Annotated in this window: 29 protein-coding genes and 1 riboswitch; of the genes, 20 read left to right on the forward strand and 9 right to left on the reverse strand. The window is 36.1% G+C overall.

Annotated elements, in window-relative coordinates:
- Window positions 1-100 precede the first annotated feature (100 nt).
- From AN161_RS16010 to AN161_RS16045, 8 genes are all read left to right on the forward strand, one after another.
- A complete protein-coding gene (locus AN161_RS16010; protein WP_053595348.1) occupies window positions 101-820 on the forward strand; it encodes a LytTR family DNA-binding domain-containing protein in 720 nt (239 codons plus the stop codon).
- Between the two features lie 479 nt (window positions 821-1,299).
- On the forward strand, window positions 1,300-2,256 hold the full coding sequence (locus AN161_RS16015; protein WP_143114851.1) for a hypothetical protein: 957 nt from the start codon (window positions 1,300-1,302) through the stop codon (window positions 2,254-2,256).
- 280 nt (window positions 2,257-2,536) lie between these two features.
- Window positions 2,537-3,613 carry a nucleotide kinase gene (locus tag AN161_RS16020; RefSeq protein WP_053595350.1) on the forward strand — a complete coding sequence of 359 codons (1,077 nt, stop codon included), beginning with the start codon at window positions 2,537-2,539 and terminating at the stop codon, window positions 3,611-3,613.
- Between the two features lie 59 nt (window positions 3,614-3,672).
- Window positions 3,673-4,872 carry a glycine C-acetyltransferase gene (locus tag AN161_RS16025; protein ID WP_198926897.1) on the forward strand — a complete coding sequence of 400 codons (1,200 nt, stop codon included), beginning with the start codon at window positions 3,673-3,675 and terminating at the stop codon, window positions 4,870-4,872.
- 454 nt (window positions 4,873-5,326) lie between these two features.
- A complete protein-coding gene (locus AN161_RS16030) occupies window positions 5,327-5,704 on the forward strand; it encodes a hypothetical protein (protein WP_053595352.1) in 378 nt (125 codons plus the stop codon).
- 78 nt (window positions 5,705-5,782) lie between these two features.
- Window positions 5,783-7,372, forward strand: a complete 1,590-nt coding sequence (locus AN161_RS16035) for a hypothetical protein (protein WP_053595353.1) — start codon at window positions 5,783-5,785, stop codon at window positions 7,370-7,372.
- Window positions 7,372-8,238, forward strand: coding sequence for an ABC transporter ATP-binding protein (locus AN161_RS16040; RefSeq protein WP_053595354.1), 867 nt, complete (start codon window positions 7,372-7,374; stop codon window positions 8,236-8,238). The genes AN161_RS16035 and AN161_RS16040 overlap by 1 nt, the downstream gene beginning before the upstream one ends.
- Window positions 8,220-8,849 carry a hypothetical protein gene (locus AN161_RS16045; protein WP_053595355.1) on the forward strand — a complete coding sequence of 210 codons (630 nt, stop codon included), beginning with the start codon at window positions 8,220-8,222 and terminating at the stop codon, window positions 8,847-8,849. The genes AN161_RS16040 and AN161_RS16045 overlap by 19 nt, the downstream gene beginning before the upstream one ends.
- A 420-nt stretch (window positions 8,850-9,269) precedes the next feature.
- Here AN161_RS16045 and AN161_RS16050 read toward each other — a convergent pair whose 3' ends face one another.
- The 4 genes from AN161_RS16050 to AN161_RS16065 form a co-directional block, all read right to left on the reverse strand.
- Window positions 9,270-10,415, reverse strand: a complete 1,146-nt coding sequence (locus AN161_RS16050) for an alpha-hydroxy acid oxidase (protein WP_053595356.1) — start codon at window positions 10,413-10,415, stop codon at window positions 9,270-9,272.
- A 13-nt stretch (window positions 10,416-10,428) separates the two neighbouring features.
- Window positions 10,429-11,100 (reverse strand): methionine ABC transporter permease, encoded by a 672-nt coding sequence (locus tag AN161_RS16055; protein ID WP_053595357.1) that lies wholly within the window; start codon window positions 11,098-11,100, stop codon window positions 10,429-10,431.
- Window positions 11,093-12,118 carry an ATP-binding cassette domain-containing protein gene (locus AN161_RS16060; protein WP_053595358.1) on the reverse strand — a complete coding sequence of 342 codons (1,026 nt, stop codon included), beginning with the start codon at window positions 12,116-12,118 and terminating at the stop codon, window positions 11,093-11,095. Before AN161_RS16060 ends, AN161_RS16055 begins: the two co-directional genes overlap by 8 nt.
- 103 nt (window positions 12,119-12,221) lie before the next feature.
- Window positions 12,222-13,055 (reverse strand): MetQ/NlpA family ABC transporter substrate-binding protein, encoded by an 834-nt coding sequence (locus AN161_RS16065; RefSeq protein ID WP_053595359.1) that lies wholly within the window; start codon window positions 13,053-13,055, stop codon window positions 12,222-12,224.
- Between the two features lie 87 nt (window positions 13,056-13,142).
- Window positions 13,143-13,248, reverse strand: a riboswitch (SAM riboswitch).
- Window positions 13,249-13,369: 121 nt separating this feature from the next.
- Here AN161_RS16065 and AN161_RS30650 point away from each other — a divergent pair.
- Complete coding sequence (locus tag AN161_RS30650; RefSeq protein WP_241774584.1) at window positions 13,370-13,513, forward strand: hypothetical protein; 144 nt, start codon at window positions 13,370-13,372, stop codon at window positions 13,511-13,513.
- 130 nt (window positions 13,514-13,643) lie between these two features.
- On the opposite strand, the gene AN161_RS16070 is transcribed toward AN161_RS30650, so the two are convergent.
- From AN161_RS16070 to AN161_RS16085, 4 genes are all read right to left on the reverse strand, one after another.
- Window positions 13,644-14,813 (reverse strand): pyridoxal phosphate-dependent aminotransferase, encoded by a 1,170-nt coding sequence (locus tag AN161_RS16070; protein ID WP_053595360.1) that lies wholly within the window; start codon window positions 14,811-14,813, stop codon window positions 13,644-13,646.
- Window positions 14,814-14,945: 132 nt separating this feature from the next.
- Complete coding sequence (locus tag AN161_RS16075; RefSeq protein WP_053595361.1) at window positions 14,946-16,127, reverse strand: site-specific integrase; 1,182 nt, start codon at window positions 16,125-16,127, stop codon at window positions 14,946-14,948.
- 82 nt (window positions 16,128-16,209) lie between these two features.
- On the reverse strand, window positions 16,210-16,656 hold the full coding sequence (locus tag AN161_RS16080; RefSeq protein ID WP_053595362.1) for an ImmA/IrrE family metallo-endopeptidase: 447 nt from the start codon (window positions 16,654-16,656) through the stop codon (window positions 16,210-16,212).
- Between the two features lie 17 nt (window positions 16,657-16,673).
- Window positions 16,674-17,105 (reverse strand): helix-turn-helix transcriptional regulator, encoded by a 432-nt coding sequence (locus tag AN161_RS16085; protein ID WP_053595363.1) that lies wholly within the window; start codon window positions 17,103-17,105, stop codon window positions 16,674-16,676.
- A gap of 343 nt (window positions 17,106-17,448) precedes the next feature.
- Between AN161_RS16085 and AN161_RS16090 the strand changes: the two genes are divergently transcribed.
- Genes AN161_RS16090 through AN161_RS16105 form a run of 4 tightly spaced genes read left to right on the forward strand, consistent with a single transcriptional unit; the run spans window position 17,449 to window position 18,343 of the window.
- The gene (locus AN161_RS16090; protein WP_198926899.1) at window positions 17,449-17,634 is read left to right on the forward strand and encodes a helix-turn-helix transcriptional regulator; all 186 of its coding nucleotides are present in this window, start codon (window positions 17,449-17,451) and stop codon (window positions 17,632-17,634) included.
- A gap of 25 nt (window positions 17,635-17,659) precedes the next feature.
- Window positions 17,660-17,851: a hypothetical protein gene (locus tag AN161_RS16095; RefSeq protein WP_053595365.1), complete on the forward strand. Its 192-nt coding sequence runs from the start codon at window positions 17,660-17,662 to the stop codon at window positions 17,849-17,851.
- Window positions 17,841-18,077: a DUF6877 family protein gene (locus AN161_RS16100; RefSeq protein WP_053595366.1), complete on the forward strand. Its 237-nt coding sequence runs from the start codon at window positions 17,841-17,843 to the stop codon at window positions 18,075-18,077. Before AN161_RS16095 ends, AN161_RS16100 begins: the two co-directional genes overlap by 11 nt.
- Window positions 18,074-18,343: a hypothetical protein gene (locus tag AN161_RS16105; protein ID WP_053595367.1), complete on the forward strand. Its 270-nt coding sequence runs from the start codon at window positions 18,074-18,076 to the stop codon at window positions 18,341-18,343. The genes AN161_RS16100 and AN161_RS16105 overlap by 4 nt, the downstream gene beginning before the upstream one ends.
- A gap of 146 nt (window positions 18,344-18,489) precedes the next feature.
- Here the strand turns inward: AN161_RS16105 and AN161_RS16110 are convergent, their stop codons facing one another.
- Complete coding sequence (locus tag AN161_RS16110; protein WP_053595368.1) at window positions 18,490-18,777, reverse strand: hypothetical protein; 288 nt, start codon at window positions 18,775-18,777, stop codon at window positions 18,490-18,492.
- A 63-nt stretch (window positions 18,778-18,840) separates the two neighbouring features.
- Here AN161_RS16110 and AN161_RS31090 point away from each other — a divergent pair, with 63 nt between their 5' ends.
- The 7 genes from AN161_RS31090 to AN161_RS29745 all read left to right on the forward strand — a co-directional run bounded on the left by AN161_RS31090 (window position 18,841) and on the right by AN161_RS29745 (window position 23,780).
- Window positions 18,841-19,098, forward strand: a complete 258-nt coding sequence (locus AN161_RS31090; protein ID WP_053595369.1) for an AbrB/MazE/SpoVT family DNA-binding domain-containing protein — start codon at window positions 18,841-18,843, stop codon at window positions 19,096-19,098.
- 10 nt (window positions 19,099-19,108) lie between these two features.
- The gene (locus AN161_RS16120) at window positions 19,109-19,333 is read left to right on the forward strand and encodes a hypothetical protein (protein ID WP_053595370.1); all 225 of its coding nucleotides are present in this window, start codon (window positions 19,109-19,111) and stop codon (window positions 19,331-19,333) included.
- Between the two features lie 230 nt (window positions 19,334-19,563).
- Entirely contained in the window at window positions 19,564-19,860 is a 297-nt protein-coding gene (locus AN161_RS16125; protein WP_053595371.1) for a VRR-NUC domain-containing protein, read from the forward strand.
- Complete coding sequence (locus AN161_RS16130) at window positions 19,802-21,064, forward strand: DEAD/DEAH box helicase (protein ID WP_241774585.1); 1,263 nt, start codon at window positions 19,802-19,804, stop codon at window positions 21,062-21,064. Before AN161_RS16125 ends, AN161_RS16130 begins: the two co-directional genes overlap by 59 nt.
- Window positions 21,065-21,982 (forward strand): YqaJ viral recombinase family protein, encoded by a 918-nt coding sequence (locus AN161_RS16135; RefSeq protein ID WP_053595372.1) that lies wholly within the window; start codon window positions 21,065-21,067, stop codon window positions 21,980-21,982.
- Window positions 21,983-21,984: 2 nt separating this feature from the next.
- Complete coding sequence (locus AN161_RS16140; protein ID WP_053595373.1) at window positions 21,985-22,986, forward strand: AAA family ATPase; 1,002 nt, start codon at window positions 21,985-21,987, stop codon at window positions 22,984-22,986.
- Window positions 22,983-23,780, forward strand: coding sequence for a zinc-finger-containing protein (locus AN161_RS29745; protein ID WP_075807273.1), 798 nt, complete (start codon window positions 22,983-22,985; stop codon window positions 23,778-23,780). Before AN161_RS16140 ends, AN161_RS29745 begins: the two co-directional genes overlap by 4 nt.
- Window position 23,781 lies beyond the last annotated feature (1 nt).

Raw genomic sequence — 23,781 nt, forward strand, 5'->3', positions numbered from 1 at the left:
TTACGTCAAATAACAAATGATTTACATAACGTCAATTTGAACACGAAAATTAGTCCCCCTTATTTTATTCAAGAAGTCGAATTTCAAAGGAGTAGATAAGATGGATATTATTATTTGTGAAGATGATTTAGCTCAATTAGAAAGTGTAAAAAAAACAATCGAAAACTACGCTATTATAGAAGATAATGGGATGGAAATTGTGCTGGCCACTACAAATCCTGATGATGTTCTATCATTTTTAGAAAATGATAAAGCGGATTGCTATTTTTTAGATATAGATTTAAATCACGAAATTACTGGTATCGCATTAGGTAGTAAGATTCGAGAAAAAGACCCTATTGCTAGCTTAGTATATATTACAACACATGCTGAAATGAGTTATCTTACATTTATTTATAAACTGGCTGCGTTAGATTTTATCATTAAAGATCACCCAGATACGTTAAAAGATAAATTATTATCTACTTTAAAAGAAGCGCATCGACGTTATTTAAAAATAGGGGAACAAGATAACATTCAAAAATTTCAAATTAAAACAACAGGGCGTACCCATAATATTGATTTTCAAAATGTTTATTTTTTCGAAGCTTCCCCAGGCTCACATAAAATTATTTTACATTTAGAAAATGAACATATTGAATTTTACGGTCGATTAAAAGATTATGAAGGTTTATATGATGATTTTTATCGTTGTCACAAATCTTCTATTGTAAATAAAAGCAAAATTAAAAATATAGATTCTAAGGAAAGAATTATTTTTTTAGATAATGGTGAAGTTTGTTATGTCTCAGCCCGACTTATTAAAGGTTTAATGAAGTAATGGCATGTTCATAGCCTTCTTTTTTAGCGAATGTTGCTAAAAGAGAAGGCTGTATTTTTTTTCACCCTCTATTAATGATATATCACGATAGCTTTCGTGTAGCGTAATGTACTTTTCTAAGTGGAAGAAGTATTTAGGCAGAGTGAAGAATGCTCGACTAAGATACTATCCAGTAATTCAAGAACATTACTTTCTTTTTGTTGGAGTAGGAGCAAATATAACCGTTACTAACAATCCTAAATATAAAGGATACTTTAAAAATTCATTTGTTGAATATTCCAATAAATAAGGCATACCTATAAACCATCATTACTATACCAATTGCAAACAAAACAGTCCCAATTTTTTTTATCATACATCTCCCTCCAAACTTAAAAATTCGACTTCGTTTTGGGTATTCCTTTTTCCAACTTACTGTTCGCGTATGAAAAATTTTGTATTTAATTTGTAGGTTATTATATATAATTGATTTAGTAATATTGGAAAAATTTATATCTTTTTCTTTGCTGTGGGTTTTAGGGGGAATTAATTTGAGGAAACTAGCATTATTTATTTTATGTATCTTTTTAGTAGGATGTACTTCAAAAGTTTATACAGATAACTTCGATAAGGGAAAAATAGAACTTGAAAATGGTAATTACAGTGAAGCAATAAAATTCTTTGAGATTGCTGAACAAGAAAAAAATACGAAGGAAATTGATGAATTAATATCGATTGCAAAGATCCTTAATGATAGCTTAATTGCTAAAAAGGAAGGTAAATTTGAAGCAAGTAATTATAATGCCGAAAAAATTATAGATTATAAAATTAAAGAAGAAGTAAATAAAAAAATCATTGAGAGTACAAAAAAACAAGCAAGAGAAATTGTAAAACAGACAGATGTGGAAAGCGCTCAAAAGGAAGAGTTAGAGGCAAATATCTCCAAAGGGAAAGTGTTGCTAGAACAGCAAAAGTTTGACGAAGCATACACTATTTTTAACGCACTTGTTACTCAAGAAGGGGATTATCCAAGTTACAAATTATTTAAAGATTTGTTTGTTCAAGCAACTAACTTAGCAAAAGAAACAGTTGATAAAAAAGAAGCATATATCGTGGAGCAGCAAAATAAAGCGGAAGAAGAGAAAAAGAAGAAAGCAGAAGAAGAAAAGCAACGGAAGATAGCAGAAGAAAATGCTAAAAAAGAAGCGCAAAAGCAAGCGCAAAATGCTAAAGTTTCAAAAGAGCAAGCAAAACAGCTAGTAATACAAAAACTACAGCTACCTAATAACCCTAATTTGTTTGTTGAATATGAGTATGACAATGAGCATGGCGATTATGTTTTTCATGTTTATGAAGTTGTGATTGACGACCCGAAAACAAAAGAAGGACATACTGCTACATGGGGTTGGTACGGTGTTGATCCGAAAAATAAATACGTATATGATGCGTTTAACTAATAACTCAATATTTCACAACAAATATTGAGTTATTTCTTAATTAAGCCAGTGAGTCACTTACTCTCATTGGCTTTTTTTGATTCTTTATAGTTCGAACCGACCCTAATCATGCAGAGAAACGGGGGAATCATACGATTGCCGGTAGCTCATTGCAAAGAGTGCACGAAGAACGACTGGCATCACAACTTGCCGAGGAAAACTGTTTTGGAGAAAAGTAGCTTTTCATTTTTTTAAAGGTTGCTTCATATAATGCAAGGCATAAGATAAAGGGGGATCGAAATTGAACGGAAATGTGACCTATTATTATGGACACGCACTGACTGGGCAAGGAATTAAACATTTATATAAAGAAATGATGGATGAGGCAGAATTAGTTTATATTTTGCAGGGTGCACCGACGTTTAAAGGAGCTGAGCTTCTTAAAGAGCTTGGGTATTTTTATGTGAAGCAGGGCTTTGCGGTGGAGTGGTTTAAGCATGCTTTGCTGGAGGATGTTGTAGAGGCAGTATACGTTCAAGGCTGTAATCGATTATTTGTATGGTCATCGGAGTGGGGGATTGAACCGACTTTTCTTGGCACAAAGCATCGGGTGATGTCATTTTATGATTGCTTAGAAGAAATCCAGCTTGAAAAGGTTGGTGAACAGCTCGCTAATACGATGACGGAACGAGAGTCATGGCGTGAGAAGTGTATTTCGTCGCTTACTAAAGCTATAAAGATTCATGATGATTGGGAAGTAGTGACACAGAGCTGTATGAACTGGGAGGCATTAAATGACCAGGTTGAAAATTTAAAGACAGATGTTTTCCAATCGATTGTCTTAAACAAAACAGGTATACGCACGCATCGCTTACTCGGAACATTAACACCGAGGGGGGCCGAAAATACTGTAGATAGTATAACGAAAAATGTATCTCGGAGATTGATGATCAAAGGAAAGCCGGGTACAGGTAAATCTTCGTTAATGAAAGATTTAGCAGACGAAGCAAATGCGAGAGGGCTCGATGCACAAATTATTTGGTGTGGCTTGGATGCAAACTCTGTTGACATGGTTATTATTCCGGAATTGAATTTCTGCATCTTTGATAGTACAGAGCCTCATATCTTTGACCCAGAGGACGGCAGACTTGGAGATGAAATATTCGATATAGGGAAACATTGCGCAATTTCACAGGAAGCAGAAGTTCAAATTGAAGATATTCGGGCAAAGTATAAAGAAGCAATGCAGGATGCAATGGGGTATTCGAAGCGTTATGCGGAAGCGGAGTATACTGTCCGTCGATTAATAGATAATTGTACATCGTCATCTCTTTGGCGAGAAAAAACTGCCCCGCTATTCGAAAGATTAACAAAGTAATTTTTCTTATAACATGCTTGTGCTACACTAGGAGCTAGAAATAGTTTTCCTAGGAAAGGATGATACGCTTGTCAAAAGTATTGAATGCATTTTTAGATGAAAACCTACAAAACTTACATGAACAAGGCTTATACAATGAAATTGATCCAGTAGAGGGAGCAAACGGACCCATTATTCAGGTGCGTGGCAAACATCTAATTAATCTATCCTCAAACAACTATCTTGGCTTAGCAACGAATGAAGATTTAAAGCGTATTGCCAAAGAAACAATTGAAACATACGGTGTGGGTGCTGGAGCAGTCCGTACGATTAATGGCACACTTGATTTACACGTAAAATTAGAGGGAAAGCTTGCTGAATTTAAAGGTACAGAGGCAGCGATCTCTTACCAATCAGGTTTTAACTGTAATATGGCAGCTATTTCAGCTGTTATGGATAAAAATGATGCGATTCTTTCAGACCAATTAAACCATGCATCGATTATTGATGGCTGTCGTTTATCACGTGCAAAAATTATTGCCTATAATCACTCCGATATGGATGATTTACGTGCAAAGGCAAAGGAAGCAAAAGCATCAGGCTTATACAATAAAGTCATGGTCATTACTGATGGCGTATTCTCAATGGACGGTGATATTGCAAAATTACCAGAAATCGTTGAGATTGCGAAAGAGTTTGATTTAATAACATATGTCGATGATGCACACGGATCAGGGGTAACAGGTAAAGGAAAAGGCACTGTGAAGCATTTCGGTTTAGAAAAAGAAATTGACTTCCAAATTGGTACACTTTCTAAAGCAATTGGTGTTGTTGGTGGATATGTAGCAGGTAAGAAAAATTTAATTGACTGGCTAAAAGTGCGTTCTCGTCCATTTTTATTCTCAACAGCATTACCACCAGGTGATGTTGCTGCGATTACAGCGGCAGTACAAATGTTGATTGACTCAACAGAGCTTCATGATAAGCTTTGGGAAAATGGCGATTACCTAAAAGCGGGTCTTGCTAAGCTAGGCTTCAATATTGGTGCATCTGAAACGCCAATTACACCATGTATTATTGGTGATGAAAAGCTTACACAGGAATTTTCACGTCGCCTATTTGAAGAAGGCGTCTATGCTAAATCCATCGTTTTCCCAACGGTTCCAAAAGGCACAGGGCGTGTTCGTAACATGCCTACAGCGGCGCATACAAAAGAAATGCTGGACGGCGCTCTAGCAATCTATGAAAAAGTCGGCCGTGAACTAGGCGTTATTCAATAAGAAAAAGGCTTCCTCACAAATGGGGAAGCCTTTTTGCATGATAGAGTGAGTAAAATTTATCCTTGTTGATAGGGAAGCCTTTTTACAAAATAGAAAGAAGAAAGTGATGGATAGAATAGGGAAAGTGAAGAATAGCCGCTCAAAAGTATTTGTTAGGACGATTAGTGAAAGCTGACATCTTGAAATAGTAATAAACTCAAATATAAGTTAATTTTACTATTATTAACAATATATGTTTATAAATAAATATATATTAGTTATTATAAGGGTATTGAGGTATTGAGGTATTGAGGTATTGAGGTATTGAGGTATTGAGGTATTGAGGCATTGAGTTATACCCATATAATTTCCAAGTAATTATCAGTAATTGTTTACAAAATATTGTAAATAAGGTAATGTATTAATAGATTGGATTATGTAACTGACTGAAAACTTTTAGGGGGCTAATAAATTTATGAAAAAGTATAGTAGAATTTTTATGACTAGTATTGCAGTATTTTCAATCTTTGCTACCAGTGCTTTGGCAGCAACAGGTACAGCTGACAAACCAGCAAATAAATCTGGTAGTGCTGAAAGTGTATCTATTCAAGGGAATGGTACTACTAGCTGGCATTATACAAATTTATATGCAGGTACAGGATCAGGAACTGGTGAATTATACGAGTTCAGACGTTTTTTACCAGATAAAAAGATGAGCAGTTCATCTGTTTCAAACACAAGTGGATCTCCTAATGCTTCAGTATCATTTGTTGCAGATGCGAATAATGCGTACAATGTTGTAGCTAAAGGAGATTACGCAGCTGGTATTAGAACAAGTGTAGTAATTAACTAATTTTATACTTAGAAATTTCAGATTAACTCAGGATGTTCATAATCCAATTTATGTCAAAAATGTAGAGGTAATTCATTTATGCTTAAAATAATGAAAATGGAATTTTTGCAATTAATAAGACAACCCATATGGCCTACTATTTTTATTCTATTTATAATTGTTGCTATTTTTTTACCTCGAGCCAATATTACAGATCTAACCGTTATTCCTGGGATGGTTTATTTTATTATGGTGATGACATTATTACTGTTTATATATGGTGCAGAGCGAGCACGACTAGAAATTAATCAACAGCTTGATGAAACCATTTCGGTAACTCCATTATTTCGAAAATATAATCGTAGCACATTGCTGTATTGGCTTGTCCTATCGTTATTAATTTATATTGTCTTTTATCTTGCGATAGTGGGGTATATAGGAATCGTTCATCGAAGTATCACAGTTGACGGTGTGCTTGAATCGTTTACATATACATTGTTTTGTTGGTATATTCCCTTTTTCTATTCGATTATCCTTGGTTATGTTATTTATAGTTGGCTCCCGAATATATATAGCTATTTAATGATCATTGGTGTATGGTTTTTAACAATGCCTTACAATTCGATGGTAGGGATTCTTCCGCGTGAATGGGGAGGGTGGCTAATCAATGGCGACCCTAATATTATAGAAATAAATTCTGTAAGCTTTTTAGAAAGCCTAGTGATCAATAATGGATATTATATCCAAAGAATATTTATGTTCCTTATTGTAATTGCACTTTATCTATGGACAAGATATAAACGAAATTTGAAAATAAAGACCTTTTCCATTAGTCTTTTAGCTGTCTCGATGTTAGTACCTATTTTTTCTCCGTATGTACCCTATATTACTGGAAAGGGTAGCTTGGATTTGGCTACAACATTGTCGCTAACAGAGGAGCAAAGTGTAACGGTTTCTGAAGAGTATCAAATTAATAAATATACTTTTAATTTCAAACATGGGGCAAATAACCATGACCTTAAATATAGAGTAGCGATGGATATAACGTCTAATACAGATCATATTACGCTTGCATTGTTGCAAGATTTTCAGATTAACACTGTTACAATGAGTACATCTCCAATAAAAATGAAGCGCTTGGGACAGCTTGTACAATTAGAGCTACCTGAACGTAATGGCACAATAGAAATGGAGATTGAGACAAGTACTTATAGCCCGATTGGACCAACAACTGCTCAGCTAGTTGCAACATCTGCTTGGTATCCAATGCTGCCTTCCGAAGCACAAGACCCATATCATCATGGTGTTAAGGAAGACTATGAGCTGTATTGGGATTCCCCAATGCCTCATCCAATTTTATCTAATTTAGATGAAAATACTGTAAATCATTGGGTAGGTAAAGCCTATGGTCCTACGATTTTAATGGGTAAATTCGATAAAATAGATAACTTAACGTATCCAAGCTACAAATCATTACAGCAAATTGATCCCTTGACTCATACTATCAATGAAGTAATGCAAAAAAATAATCAAGAATACAATGTCTCAGAAAAGCTTCCAACGCATCTTTATTATGCTCCTGTTTTTAATGGCATTCAGGCGAATCCCGATGAAGCCTATATAAATCCTGAGAGTTATTCAACAAGTGATATTTTCAATGCTTTTTATAGAGGGGAAGGTAATCAATAATGTTAAATATTCATGAACTATCGAAAAAGTTTGGAAAAAAGAAAGCGCTTCAGCCAACCTCGCTATCATTAAACAAAGGCATTGTCGGTTTATTGGGCCCAAATGGAGCTGGTAAAACTACATTTTTGCGTATCTTATCAACTTATTATGAAGCTGATACAGGCACAATTATGTTTAATGAGCTTGATTGGTCGAAAGATTTGGAAAAGGTACGTAAACATATTGGCTATCTACCACAGCATATAGGTGGGTTTCCTAACTTAACAGCGCGTGAATATTTGGAATATTTAGGTGTCCTTCGAGGGCTTGATACAAAACAGCTTGCTACAGATATTCCTGCTATTTTAAGAGAGGTTAACTTAGAGGAGAGGGTGGATGATCGGATTAAGTCATTTTCTGGTGGGATGCGACAAAGACTTGGTATTGCACAAGCCATTCTGCATAGCCCCGATGTATTGCTTGTCGATGAGCCTACAGCCGGCTTAGACCCTGAGGAGCGAATTCGTTTTAGAAATTTAATTAAACGATTAGGGAAAGAACGACTTGTCATTCTTTCCACGCATATTACGGAAGATGTTGCTATGACATGTGACCAAGTTCTGCTTATGAAAAATGGCAGTATTGAGCAGTATGCATCTATTCAAGAAGTTACTCATCTTGCCAAGGGGAAGGTTTGGGCTTTAGAAATAGATTCAACAACATATGAGCAAGTTCGACAAAATACAGACATACTTATCACGCTAACTTCAAGAATGGATGATGTGGTTGACCTACGCTTTATAGCATCGGATTCCATTCATCCACAGGCTACCCCTGTTAATCCTACCTTAGAGGAGGGATACATGGTTTGGTTAAACAAGAAATAATTTTTTGGCGCTTCTTATGGAAAATACAGTACAAGCTTATGATATTGCCAATCATCCTAATGTTGCTTGCTATTCTTAGCAAGGGATATGATGGGGATTTGCCGAATAATATATTAATATTTGTAGTATTTCCGTTGTTAATCTTGCCTATTATCGCGTTATTATACCAAATTGGCTCTATTCATCTTAAAGAACTACTATTAACTTACCCATTACATAACTTTATTTTTGGATGGGTTCGACCAATTACATTAAGCATAATCTATGCAGCAGCTTTTGTTGTATCATTAACACTTACGAATCATTATACATTTGTAGAGTTAATGGCTGCTTTTATATCATCATTATTTTATATGATTTTAACAGCGTTTTTTCTTATACTTTTTAAAAATGTAGCAATGGGTGTTGCACTTCCTTTAGCTTATTTATTTTATGGGATGTTTACAACAGGTACAGGGCAAGGTTATTTTTATTTACTTCAATGGAGTAGAGCTAATCCTGATATTTCACTTTATGATTGTATAATTGTACAAGGGATTGCAGCGCTTGGTTTTAGTTTGTGGGGTGTCTATTTATTGAAGCATCGAAATAAGTATCACTGGTCATTATAATCTTTTGCGTAATAGAGAGGCAGAGATGCTGTTGAATCAGTGTCTCTGCTTTTCTATTTGTATCATGCTAAAAGTGAAGGATAGCGAGTCATGTAGGCCAAAGCACAAAGTCGATTCCGGACGTAATTATGCCACGGCATAATTGAGCTATAACTACGTTTGAGGCATCTTAACCATGCCTATAAAATATAAGTTGAGGAATTATTTTTAAGTACTTTAAAATAAATATTTAATTTTTTTTTATTACTGTAACCTTTATTAGACTTAATTGTACTAATTAATAGAATCTAAAACTAAGAGCAAAAATGATTAGTAAGATTCACTTTCGCGAAAAGACCAGGACTCACTTCATTGCTGAGATCCTGGTCTTTTTGTATTTGTTCCAAAACTGCTCTTAGCTCAGATAACAGCGATATCATTTTAAACATCTTTCAGCAATGTGATATCACGTAGTCCCTTGATAGATGTTGCCCCTGCTAGTGCGATCGAAACTTTTAATTCATCATATAAATTCGTCATTACTTTTTCGACTCCTTGCTGTCCTTCTAATGCAAGGCCGTAGACGAAGGGACGACCAATGGCAACAGCATCTGCTCCTAAAGCGAGTGCCTTAAGAGCATCCATACCACGATACACACCGCTATCTAAAATAACAGGGATTTGTCCGTTTACAACTTTCACAATGTTAGGAAGAGCATCAAGTGAACCAATTACGCCATCCAATTGGCGACCACCATGGTTTGATACGATAATACCGTCAATGCCGTTTTCTATAGCTAGCTTTGCGTCTTCTGGATGTAAGATTCCCTTCAGTAATATAGGGAGATTAGAACGGCGCTTTAATTCACGTACATTCTCCCAATTTAATGTCGGGTGGAAAATATTTTGCAAAACGCCCTGTACATATGACTCGAATGAATCATCTGGTAAGGAAGCAGTAAAAACAGGATCATTCATATAGTTTCCTCGTGCATACCCAAGTTTTAAAGGTGAAAATTGATTGCGAACATCTTCTTCACGCCAGCCAAGCATGACGGTATCTACAGTTAAAACAATTGCCTCAAAACCAGCAGCCTCGGCTCGAGCGGCCATGCTATAGGCAATTTCCTCATTTGTTGACCAATATAATTGAAACCATTTAGTAGCAGTGGGGGCTGTTTGTGCCACATCCTCAAGTGCATAGCTTGAAACTGTACTTTGAATATAAGGAATTTTTAACTGATCAGCTGCACGTGCAACGGCAAGCTCTCCTTCGTCATGCGCCATTTTGTTCATGCCGACAGGGGCAAATAAGAACGGCGTTGGATGTACTTTTCCGAACAGTTCAATCGACGTATCAATACTTGAAACATCCTGTAAAAAGCGAGGAGTAATTGAGTATTTTTCAAAGGCTGCACGGTTATTTCGTAATGTTTGCTCACCACCAGCACCTGAACGGATGTAACCAAACGGACCAGCTTCCATTTTTTCTGCAACTGCCTTTTCTAAATCTGCAAAGCAAATAGGGAAGGGGGCTTGTGCATTTATATTTTTTAACAGTAGATCGCTATGTGTTGTCTTTGTCATCGTCATCCTCCTACTAATCTTTCTTTAGTTTCGCAGCAAAGCGGTTACCTATTGATTGAATAATCTGAACAAGGATGATTAAGATAAACACTGTCGCATACATCACATCGACCTCATAGCGTAAATGACCGTAACGATATGCGAGATCACCTAAACCGCCAGCACCAACCATTCCTGCCATTGCCGTTGCTCCAATAAGACCTATTGTGGCAATTGTTAAGCCTAAAATTATGGATGGGCGTGCTTCGCGTAATAAGACGTTCCAAATAATGTGACGACGTTTAATACCCATTGCTGTATAAGCTTCCACAACACCTGGATCAACTTCTAAAAGTGCCGTTTCCATAAGTCGCGCAATATAAGGCGCTGTATAAACAACAAGCGGCACAATAACACCTTTTACACCAATAGTTGTGCCAACGATTAGCTTCGTGAACGGTAAAATGAAGAATAGCAAAATAATGAATGGTACCGAGCGAATAATATTAATAAATAAATTGGAAAATTGATAGAGAAATTTATTTTCAAACGATTGCCCCGGGCGAGTTAAAACGATTAAAAGCCCTAAAGGAATCCCAATTAAAATAGAAAAGAATAATGAAATCCCGACCATTTGGAAGGTTTCGATAATAGACTTTCCAATAACATCTGACCAGTCTGCAAAGAAGCTTTGAATGCTATTCATTTAATTCGCCTCCTAATTCCTCAACAGCTACTCCGTTTTCTGTAAAATAATTGAGTGCTTTTTCTACGACATGAGCCTCACCGTGTAAATGCACGACAATATTACCGACAATGCCGTTTTTTAATTCAATGATATTAGCTGTTAAGATATTTGGTTGTACATCATAAACTTTGCTCACTTCTGCAAGTAAAGGTTTCCCGGTACTTTCACCAAGGAATGTTAAACGAATCACACTTCCTGAGACATTTAATTGCTTGATAAGGGAAGGCGATAAATTGCGTTGAGAAATGGTATTTAAAAACTTACGTGTCGTTAAATGCTGAGGCTTCGAAAATAGTTCTATAGCAGAGCCATATTCTACAACCTTCCCTGATTCAAGAACGGATACATCATCGCAAATTTTTTGAATAACATTCATTTCATGTGTAATGAGTAAAATAGTGATGCCGAGCTCACGATTAATTTTCAAGAGAAGCTCAAGAATAGCGTCAGTTGTTTCAGGATCGAGAGCACTCGTCGCTTCATCACTGAGCAAAATCTCAGGCTCTTGGGCAAGGGCACGTGCAATAGCGACCCGCTGCTTTTGACCACCTGAAAGCTGGCTAGGATAGCTATCTAATTTCTCTGTTAAGCCAACAATTTCTGCATATTGTGCAACGCGATTTTTCACTTCAGAGTCGTTATAGCCTAGAAGCTTTAATGGTACCGCGATATTGTTGTAAACAGTCGCTGTTTTCAAGAGATTAAAATGCTGGAAGATCATCCCGATTTTTTGACGTGTTTTGCGAAGGTCATTTAGAGAAAGGGAAGTAATATCTACATTGTCGATCAATACTTTTCCTGTTGTTGGTCGCTCTAATAAATTAACACAGCGAATAAGAGTACTTTTTCCTGCACCGCTGTAGCCAATAACTCCATGAATTTCACCTTTTTTGACATGCAAGTTAATACCATCTACTGCTTTGACGATACCTTTTTTAGTTTTAAATTCTTTTGTTATATTTTCTAATTGAATCATACTGTGATATCTCCTTTCTAAGCCCTTCTTAAAGCAAGAATCTGCTAGTTTTCCGTAGAAGTCTCGCAGATCCTCGATTGTATGAAAGGTCCTTAATCGTCACTTACCAGCCCGGAATAACAGAACCCTTGAATTCTTCTTCAATAAATTTGCGTACTTCATCAGATTGATAAGCTTCAACGAATTTTTTGATCGTTGGGTCATCTTCGTTTTCAGCACGGACTGCAATGTAATTCACATAAGGAGAGTCAGTAGATTCTAAAAGGATGGAATCTTTTTTAGGATTAATGCCAGCATCAAGAGCAAAGTTCGTATTAATAGCTGCCACATCTACTTCACTAAGCTGCTTAGGAATTTGTGCAGCCTCCAATTCAATGAATTTGAAATTCTTTTTGTTTTCTTCCACATCGCGAATAGATGCTGTTAAGTCTGCACCTTCTTTTAATTTAATGATGCCTGCTTCTTGAAGGACAAATAGAGCACGAGCCCCGTTTGTTGGATCATTTGGTAATCCGAATGTTGCACCATCAGGAATCTCATCGAATGATTTATATTTCTCAGAGTATAAGCCCATAGGATTTAAAATTGTTTTTCCTACTGGCACTAAATCTGTTTTGTGATCTTTGTTAAATGCGTCGAGGAATGGCTTGTGTTGATAGCTGTTTACATCAAGATCACCCTCGGCTAACGATGTATTTGGTAAAACATAATCAGAGAACGTTTTTAGTTCAACCTCTAAGCCATTTTCTTTGGCAACTTTTGCAACAATCTCTGTAATTTGTTCGTGTGGACCAGAAGTCACACCCACTACAATTTTATTTTCATTAATAGCCTTATCTTGACTATCTTTACTGTCTTCTTTAGTACCGCAGCCTACTAATGCTGCTACCAATGTGAGACTCGCTAAACCTAGTAAAAATTTGTTTTTCTTTTTCATGAGAAAACCTCCAATGTTGTTTTATCGGTAGTTAAAAATAAAAAAAACTCTCTTATAAACTAAGAGAGGCTCATGAAAAAACGTCCTCTCTTATCTATCAAACGATGATCGTTTGCAGGATTTAGCACCTTCCTTAAAAAAAGGAGGTTGCCGAGCTTCATAGGGCCAGTCCCTCAGCTACTCTTGATAAGAGATTTATAATATTTTTTTGTAAATCCGATAGAACTAATATAAATTATTGGTTATGGTAAGTCAATGGAATTTTTGAAATTTTTTATTTTATTATAATATTTCATCAAGGAAGAAGGCTTGGAATGTCAGTGAGAGTCAACTATGGTGTGGGTTCATTTGGAAGGATTATTAGTGCACTATTAGGGTGTTGTGTCCGGCGGAATGTTGTTATCACAGCTGATGTTGTTCTAGCAGAAGTACAGGGGATTCAGCATATTCGACAGTAAACGGGGCATGTCCAATGTTATCCGCTAGAAGAAGGGCTAGAGCTACCAAGGAAGATAATGAGATGAAAAAACTGTCCCATAGCAAGTGTGAGCTAATGGGACAGTTTTTGGATAGAGGGAAATCAAATACTTATGCGTTAAATAAGTTTAATTTTTCAATTCTACTGATCGCTTCGCGTAAGCGTTCTTCACTAACAAGTAAACCGACCCGCACATAGCCTTCACCATATTCACCGAAACCATTACCTGCCGCTACTGCGATATCAGCTTTGTCGAGTAATACATCAGCAAACTGCTCGCTTGTATAACCTAATGGAACAGGGAGCCATGCAAAGAAAGAGCCCTTCGGTGCGGTTACTTGCCAACCAATTCGCTGTGCTTCCTCGATCAGAACATTTCGTCGACGCTCATAAGTCGCTCTTAGCTCATCCGCGCAATTCTGAGATGCTGTAAGGGCAACCGCTGCTGCTTGTTGCACAGCAGGGAATTGACTACAAAATAGATGATCTTGAATAAGATTAATAGCCGCAATAATATCAGCGTTACCAACTGCAAAACCAATGCGCCAGCCTGCCATATTATACGTTTTAGATAAAGTATACATTTCGATGCCGACCTCTTTGGCACCTTCTGCTTGCAGGAAGCTATTAGGTTTATTGCCGTCAAATCCAATTGCTCCGTAAGCGAAATCATGTGAGACGATAATGTTGTGCTCTTTAGCAAAGCGCACTGTTTCCTCGAAAAATTCAAGTGTTGCAGTGCCGCCAGTTGGGTTATTCGGGTAATTTAAATAAAGAAGCTTAGCCTTTTCTTTTACGTCATCGGATAAAGCATGATAATCAGGCAGAAAATTATTTTTTGCAAAAAGCGGCATGACTTCAAAATTAACATCACCTAATACAACACCTGATAAGTAATCAGGATAGCCAGGATCAGGCAAAAGCATTGTATCGCCAGGATTTAAAACGGCTAACGGTAGCTCGACAAGTCCGATTTTCGTACCACCAAGAATAGCGATCTCTGTTTCAGGGTCGATGTCAACGTTGTATTCACGTTTGTAGAAGTCTGCGGCTGCTTGACGTAATTCTGCTATGCCACGGAATGGAGAATATTTATGATTTTGAGGATTTTCAGCTGCCTCCTGTAATGCTTTTATAATGTGTTGAGGAGTGGGCTGATCTGGATTGCCTTGACCGAGATTGATAACATCGCGCCCTTCTGCTAAAGCAGTATTCACTTTTTGGACCAATGCTGCAAAAAATTGAGTCGGGAGTTGCTGTAGTTTTTTTGAGAATTCCATGAAATGTTCACCTTTTTCAGAATTTAATAATTGATGCAAATACTATTACTTTTTTTACTAATTGTCTAGAGTCTTTATTTACAAAGGGTTTGAAATTCGCTAAAAACCACAGGCGACCAAAAAGAGACCAAATTACAATATCTTATTAAATAAATCAATTGCAGTTTTTTTATCTTCTTTAGTCAAATGACTATATGTGTTCATAGTCAATCCAACATCACTATGACCTAATTGCTCTTGTATAATTTTAAAATTGGCGTCATTACTTAATAAGTAAGATGCACAAGAGTGTCTTAAAGCGTGGAAATTTATCTTTGGTAGTTCAAGTTTTTTCGAATGGCGTCTCCAGGTATTACTTATTGCTGAAGGTACAATAGGGTATCCTAAAAAACGTTGTGACGTAACTAAAAAATCGATGTCTTTACCATCATCATCCTTCATAGGTTTCCATGCGTTGCCTGATCTAATTTTTAATTTTTTTTGATCATTCACTTGTTCTTTAATTTCGTCCATGAACTTTTGAGGGACATTTACAATACGTGATTTTTTATTTTTAGTTGGCCCTAAAATCAATTCTGATTTTTCCTCAGTATCATATTTCAAAGCTTGATCGATTAATATAGTGTTATTAACGAAGTTAATTTTCTCTAGTCTAAGAGCTGCTATTTCAGATTCCCTTAAACCAACTAAGCAAGCTAATTTATAAATTACTCGATATTTAAGGTTTAAACTATTTATGGCTTCTAACATTTGAGATAAATGTTCAGAATCATAAAACTCTAACTCTCTTTGACGAGGTTCTACATGTGGAGCTTTTATTCCGTTCATTGGATTTTCATTAATGATTTCCCACTCAATTGCCTTTGCAAAGATACTTTTTAAAATGCTAAATTTGTTACTTAAATTTTTACGTCCTTCTTTCTTTTCTTCGGAAAAATATTCGACAATGTGGAATTTCTTTATTTTTTTCATCTTCATACTATCAAACATATCAAATGTTCCAGTGTTTAAAATACGTACATAATGTGATTTAGTAGCAGGAGATAGATCAAGTCTCACATAATTGTCTAACCATCGATTACGGAACTCCATAAATGTAATGCTTTCTGTTATCTGTATAACATCCAATTTTGATACTTCAATTTCATATTCTGTAATGGCTTTTTTAATAGCACGATCTGAAAGACTATTTAATGTTACTGTTTTATATTTTCTAATACGTTTACCTGTCTCTTCATCGTATCCAAGTTCAACTGTTATTTTGATACGTGGTTTGCCATTCTTTGCAGGTTCTAACTCTCTATAACTTGCCATTGGTAATTCTCCTCTCTTATAAGCTGAACGGTGAAAATTTGTGCATCACCACCTTTGATGAGAATAAATGTTCTGTTTAAAGTTAAATTTTTTTACCATCTACGTTTTTTAAAGATAATAGTTCGACCGGAACACCTTTTTCTTTAATTGCATCATAGATGGTAAAACATGAATAATTATTTTGCTCCAAAAACAGATCGTCAGGCAATAGCAATTCAACTGCAAATGTATTAGCTTCTATTTCTAATTTATCTGTAGAAAAAAGAGTATGTTTTTTCAAAAAAGAAGTATTTGTATCTGGATGTTGAATAGCATGCCCTAATTCATGGCCACAAATAAAAAACTGAGAAGTTTTATCTGCATCTTGATTGATATGAATAATAGGTACTCTGAAATGCTTGCTGTAATATCCTAAGGCATTACCTAACGGTTCAAATACAATTAGTATTCCCATGTTTTTTGCTATTTTGAAAGGATCATTTGTACCGTGTTTTTTAACTAACTGATTAACAATTGACTTTATTGACATCGCATCCTACACTCCCATTAATCTCTATATTTTTTAGGGGTGAATTTCTGTTTTGCTACACGTTTAGCAAGTCTCAGCGAATTTTCTAAACTTGATAATAACAATTCTCTATCTTCAATCTCTTCTTCACTTAATTCGTCAAGAGTTCTACCGTCAAATGCCGCATGGCCACTTTCAGATAAACCAGCAATCATTTTTTGAAGTTCTAATTGTATATCTTGTTCATCTTTTTCAGTTAGATCAAAGTATCGTTTTTTATCTGTACGACCAAGTAGGTAGTCTACGGATACATCGAAATAATCTGCTACTTTCTCTAAGTTAGCGCCATTTGGAACTTTCTTTTTCCAACCATAGAGAGAATTCCTGCCAAAATATAGTTTTTCTTCTAATTCAACAATAGAAATTTTCTGTTCTTCGCAAAGTTTTTTTAATCTATCAAATGTAGTCATATCAACCATCCTCATGACTTACAAGCACAATAAATTAATCTTTTAACTAAAAACAAATTGACTTTTAGTTCTAAAGCTAATATACTGTGTTCATAAGCTAAGTTATTAGCTAAAAGCAATATAAAAGACAACCTATAAAAACACGTTTATTTCGTTGGGGAACGGTTAAAGTGTTGAGTTCAAAGGCTTTCATAAGTCTTATTTAGCTATGTCTGTATTCTATATTAAAGACTAAAAATAGTCAATACAATTAGCTAATAAATTAGCTTAATTTTTTCCAAATAAGTAAAGCGCTGTGGTACCGAGCCAATGACGGTATGAATTTTCAAAGAAATGAGGTGTCATTATGCCAGAAGATTTAGGAGCACAAGTTAGATCAGAACTATTCAAAAAGAAGATGAGACAAAAGGAATTGGCTGAAATGGTCGGCATTTCAAACGCTTATCTATCAGACATAATTCGCGGACGTAAAGATGGTCCAAAAGCACAAGAGCATATAAAGCACATTCGTAAGATCTTAGATATTTAAGAGTATGTAGGAAGGGAATTTTGAAATGAGAAAAGTTAGAGGTGTCCAAGCATTAGTTGATTACTTAGAATCTATCAATTGTCCAATTGGACAATCAACAATTTACGGTTTAATGCGCACTGATAGTATTCCATTTAATCGTCCAGCGCCAAGAGTTTTACTTTTCGATTTAGATGATATTGATTCATGGTTAGGTGGTGAACTAAATGAACATTAAACCGGTGCCAGTTGCATTAGTTGGTGAAACATTAAAGAGTTTTGCGCCACTGTATGAACTGAACCAGATTGCTTGTGAACTACCGTTAAGCGTTCTATCTGATGTCAAACAGCGCATAGGTGACTGGCTCGCAAGTGGTGGGAAAGAAACAGATCCATACATTAAGCAACAAGTTGCTTATGCTCAGAAGGTTTACCAGGCATTGAAAGGAGGTGAAAAAGGATGAAGCTTCAACCTGCAGATGAAATGAAAAAAGTTTCAAATGAAGCAATTGAAAAATTCAAGAAGGATGCGTTAGCAAGCGAATATTTCACAGACTTAGTTAAAGGCATTGAATCAAAAGCAGAACAAGGTAGCTGTAAATTTGCTTACATTTATCAAGGTGACGAACCACGTATGCTAGGAGTTTTTTCAGCAGAGTTAAAGAAAGCTGGCTATACAATTTTTAATAACAATGGCGTAACTGGCTTCACAGTGGATTGGGGTGAGTAGTGTGGAGGACAACCACGAAAAACAGGAAACATTGTATCGCAGGATTGAAGTCATTGACAAAGAGCTCTTGGCAGAAGCTGAGAAATTAATAGAGTGTAAGAGCTTAACACGCCAAGAGCTAATTTTGTTATTAAAAACGTATCGAATTAAGAATACTTGATACTTAATTCTTCTAATTTTTCTTTTAACTCATCTAGTGATGTTACGTTTTGAACTCTATCAACAATTCTGGAGCCTTTATTACAGTCCCATACGTAAATGTTAGCTTCAATCGACTGCTTTTGATTGTTGAGTCCGCTAACTTCAATATCATAGCCATTCTGTAAGTTACGGTAAATACACTGTTCAGCGTCAATCACTTTAATTTCATAGTTATGTCCTAATTCTTCTAAAATGGACTTTATTTTCTTACTAGGATTTTTAATTTCAAACATTTCAATCACCATCCTTTCTACCAATAGTTTAACAGAAAGGAAATATAAGGAGGAAGAAATCAAATGAAATCAACAGGTATTGTTCGTAAAGTCGATGATTTAGGACGTGTAGTTCTTCCAATTGAGCTACGTCGCACACTAGGTATTGATGTAAAAGATGCATTGGAAATATTTATCGATAAGGATCAAATCATTCTACAAAAATATCAACCAAATACAGAGAAAGATGAGGTTGTTGCTTCGCTGAAAAAGATGGCTGCAGGTGCTAAAAATCCAAATGTGCTCGAGACAATTGATCGTGCAATTAAATTAATTCGGTAGGTGAAGATGAATGAATAAATACACAGGTGAATTTCATGTCCAAAGCGCTGGTAGCGACAAAATTTTCGTTGGTGATCATGTACGTTGTAGTTGGAACTCTAAAGGTGACAGCGGAGGATGTTGGCATGGTGAATTAACACGTATCACTTCGAGAGGTATTTATATTGATGTCGGTAATAAGCGCGATAAATATGTGTGTTTTGCTGATATTCAAGAATTATCTTTAACAGCTTGAAAGTAGGTGAAAAACATGAACGATTGTCTTTTAGAAGTCCTGGGCGATTATTTTGTAGCTAACAATCTAGTAAACCAAGGTTGGGAGTTTCATGAATTTGTGACCGAATGGCAACGAGGAACTATAGTGATGGCCAAAAAATAAGAGCCTATTACCGGTGCAACGGTTTAGGCTCTAGTCAAAATAAATATCTGAAATCAGTATATCAAATCGGGAGGTTGTTTCCTAGTATGACGAGAAAACCACTCGAAAAAACAATTGAAAATCAAATAAAGAAATGGCTCGACTCGCAAGGTTATTGGTGGATGAAAGTACACGGTGACATGTTTCAAAAGTCGGGAGTACCTGACATCCTGGCTTGTATCAATGGAAAGTTTATTGGAATTGAAGTGAAACGACCAGGTGGCGTTGTGAGTGAGCTCCAAAAATACAATATCGAAAAAATTCAAGCTGCAGGAGGTATAGCATTTGTCGCATACAGTGTCGAAGATGTCCGAATTAATCTTGACCGATTCCATGTTATATGAGTATCAAAAGGAAGTATTAAAAGCTGCTAAACCTAATTGGCTCTATGCACTTGATACAGGTACCGGTAAAACAATCTTATCTATTCATCATTATTTGCTTCATAACAACGGTGAACCTCTTTTGATTGTGGCACCACCACAAAAAATTAAAGAAGGTGGATGGGATAGAGATATTCAAACGGTTGTTAATTATTACGGTATTGAAATAAATTATGACCTATTAAGTTACGGCAAGATTGCTAGTGATTGGAAGAATTATAAAGGTTGGTTCGTTATTTTCGATGAATGCCACTATGTAAAAACATCCACATCACAGCGTGGTAAGGCTGCTAAAAACTTAGTTAAAGCAAGTACGTATTTTCTTCTTTTATCCGCCACACCATCAAGTAATGGATGGGTAGATACGATTAATTATTTTATCATGTTTAATTTGGCTCAAAGTAAAACACAATTTGAACGTGAATTTGGCGTATTCGACACCTTATATCTTGGTAAAAGGCGAGTGAATAAGGTTGTTGGATGGACACGTGAAAATAAGCTCAAGCAAATGTACCAATCATTTAGTGTGAAGCTTTCCAAAGATGATTGTCTGGACCTTCCACCAATGATTGTGGAAGATGTATTTTTCAAGCGATCCACGGAGTATTTGAAGCTAAAGAAAGACCGCATTTTAGAGATAGATGGTGAGAAGGTTGTCTTTGATACTTATCCAAAACTAGCGCAAGGATTGCGATTCTACGCCAATCAAAAGAACAAGCTTGAATATATCGAAATGCTCGCAGAGGGTACCAATGAAAACATTATTATTTTCTATAATTTCAAGGCTGAAAAAGAAGCATTACTTTCATTAATGGCAAAGTTGAAGAAAAAAGTGTTTGAGGTTAGTGGTCAAAAATCAGAGTTACCAGCACGCAATCGATGGTCCAAGTTAAAGGGAAGTGTAACGCTTGTTCAATATCAGGCTGGTGCTGCAGGGATTGAATTACAGTATGCGAACCTTGTTATTTTCTACACGCCAACTTATAGCTTGCAAGATTACGAGCAGTCATTAGGTCGAGCATATCGAAATGGCCAGGATAAAAAAGTTACAGTCTATCATTTCATTACCAAAGATACGATTGAGGAATTAATATACGGAGCCTTAAAAACAAAGAAGGACTTCACAGACGAATTATTTGTGAAGTATATGGAGGGGGAAAAATAAATGTTCCAAACAGATGATAAAAACGTCACTGAAAACCGCCGAATTTTTGTAGGCGGTTCGGATGTTCCAATAATTTTAGGTCTAAGCAAATACAAATCACAATTTGAGCTTGCGAAAGAAAAGACTGGCATAGTACCAACCGTGTTTGAAGGAAATGAATACACAGTATATGGCCAAACAATGGAGCCGCAAATTCGCGACTACATTAATGTAATCAACGAAACAAACTTTCGACCGGATACAGTTATTAATAAAGAGAGTCGTATCCGTGGTAACTGTGACGGCGCTGATTATGACGAATCATTATTACTTGAAATTAAAACACATGGTAAAAAGCCAACGATGGATGTTTATAAAGTTCAAATGCAACTGTATATGAATGAATTTAATTTACCTGCAGCTTGGTTAGCACTCTATGAACGTCCAGAAAACTTTGATGCTGAATTTGATCCAGAGCGTTTGAAAATTGAAGTGGTCCATCGTGACGAGTCGCAAATAAATGAGATTTTACAAACCATTGAGTTGTTCTGGAAACGTTGTGAGGCATTGAAACAACATCATGAAATGACAGAGGCTGAATTTTATTCTATTACCTTAAAAGAACAAAATGAGATTGCTATTGTAGCGCAACAGGTAGAGAGATTAGAAAACGAAATTTTTAATCTTAAAAGTCTAGAGGCTGAATACAAGGATATGAAACAAAAACTTTATGGACTTATGATAGATCAAAAAGTGAAATCTTTTGAAACAGACAGGCTAACTATTACAGCAGTATTACCAACGACTTCTACAAAAGAAGTAATTGATATTGCGGCTTTTAAAGAAGCGCATCCACGCATTGCGAAAAAAATCATCGAAGAAAAAACAAGCAATCGTGCTGGATATGTACTAATCAAACCTAAGAAGGAGGCTAAATAGCCATGGCACTACCACCAAATAAACCAAAGAAAACTATTGAAACACCACGTAATTATTTCATCTGGGGACCAACAATGAATGGGAAATCGTATCTTGCGAGTGAATATCCTAATCCAGTTATTTTTAATACAGATGGTAACGCAGCACAAATTGAAACACCGTCAGTAGACTTGAAAAATGAGCGCGATCCAAAGACTGGGGAAATTAAGGTATCTGTAGTTGAACAAATGTTAGGACTCATTAAGGACCTTGAAAAAGGCGGTCACGGCTTTGAAACTGTTGTTATCGATGTAGTCGATGACTTAATCACACTAATTGAACAAGCCATCTGTGAAGAAAATGGTGTTGATTATGTTGGGGATGTTCCATACGGAAAAGGATGGGGCTTACGTAAAACCTTCATTACTTCTATTGTGGTACGTCTTAAAGCCTTGCCGATGAATGTTATTTATATCTCACGCTATGCAACAAAGCTTGAAGGTACTATTGAAAAGCCAATTCCATCTTTAGGGGATAAAGATTTAAACGTAGTAAATGGCAACTGTGACCTAAACATCATGTGTCAAAAAATCGGTAAAAAATATCTTCGCCGCGTAGTGGATCGCCGTAAAAATTATCAACGTGATTGGATTGAGGACGAGCGTATCTTAAAAATCTTAGATTCTGTAATTGGTGCTTTCGATAAAGGTTCTGCTGCAGTACCGCAAACAGAGAGTAAGGTTGAGGAGCTAGCTGAGCCTGTAGAAGAAAAGAAAACATTAACCGAAATTGCTGAAGAAGTGTCGGTTGAACTAGAAGATGGTTCTATTGCTACTGTAGTAACTGAAAAAGATAAGGATGTTGTTTCATCAGAAGAAAATGAATCAAATAGTGTTGATCCTAACATTGAAGAATACGTGAAGGACAACCCACCGCCAGCTAATGAACCAAATACAACTGTAAAAGCACCGCGTACAGCAAAACCAGGTGCACCAAGAGCACCAAGAGCTCCACGCACTAAATGATTTGTCCATATTGTCATGAACCGGCTGAGTTTATCAGTTCAAAGGATTTTTATGGTACGAATTATCGTACCAACTTATATGTATGTAGACCATGTGATGCTAGGGTAGGTACGCATGGGCGGGGTAAAACACCACTTGGCACAATGGCAAACGCTGAATTGAGAGAACTACGTAAATTGTGTCATGCACGATTTGATGTACGGTGGAAGTTTGGAAAAGTAAGTCGTTCAAAAGCTTATGAACAGTTAGCCGATATGATGGGATTAACACGAGAAATGGCACATATCGGTATGTTTGATAAAGAACAATGTAAAAAATTATTATCACTATTACCAAAGGAGACAAAGAATATGAGTAACTTAGCAGCTATGGCTCAAAAATTATTAGCAGAGGGATTTGATCCTAAAACATCACCGGTAGATGATTATGAGGCATTACCGGAAGGTGGTTATGATGTTGTACTTTCAGAGGTACAATGGCGTGTAAATGATAAAGGTACAGAATGGTTACAACTAGACCTTGAAATTTTAAATGAAGGTTATGAAAATCGTAAACATTTTGGAATGATCTTCTTCACCGAAAAAATGATGGAGCGTGCATTAAAACAAACGATGAAATGTGCATCGGCGCTTGATATTGAATTGGATCCATCTGTATTCGGTTCACCTGAGACAGATTTAGTCAATGCATTTAAAGAAGCACTAGGTACCCAATGTGAAATGGATATTAAGCATTCTAAATCTAAAAATGGTACATTTGTTAACTTTTCATTAAGTCAACCGGAGCCATTCTAAT

It is taken from the genome of Lysinibacillus sp. FJAT-14222, from assembly GCF_001278875.1.
Lineage (GTDB): Bacteria > Bacillota > Bacilli > Bacillales_A > Planococcaceae > Lysinibacillus > Lysinibacillus agricola.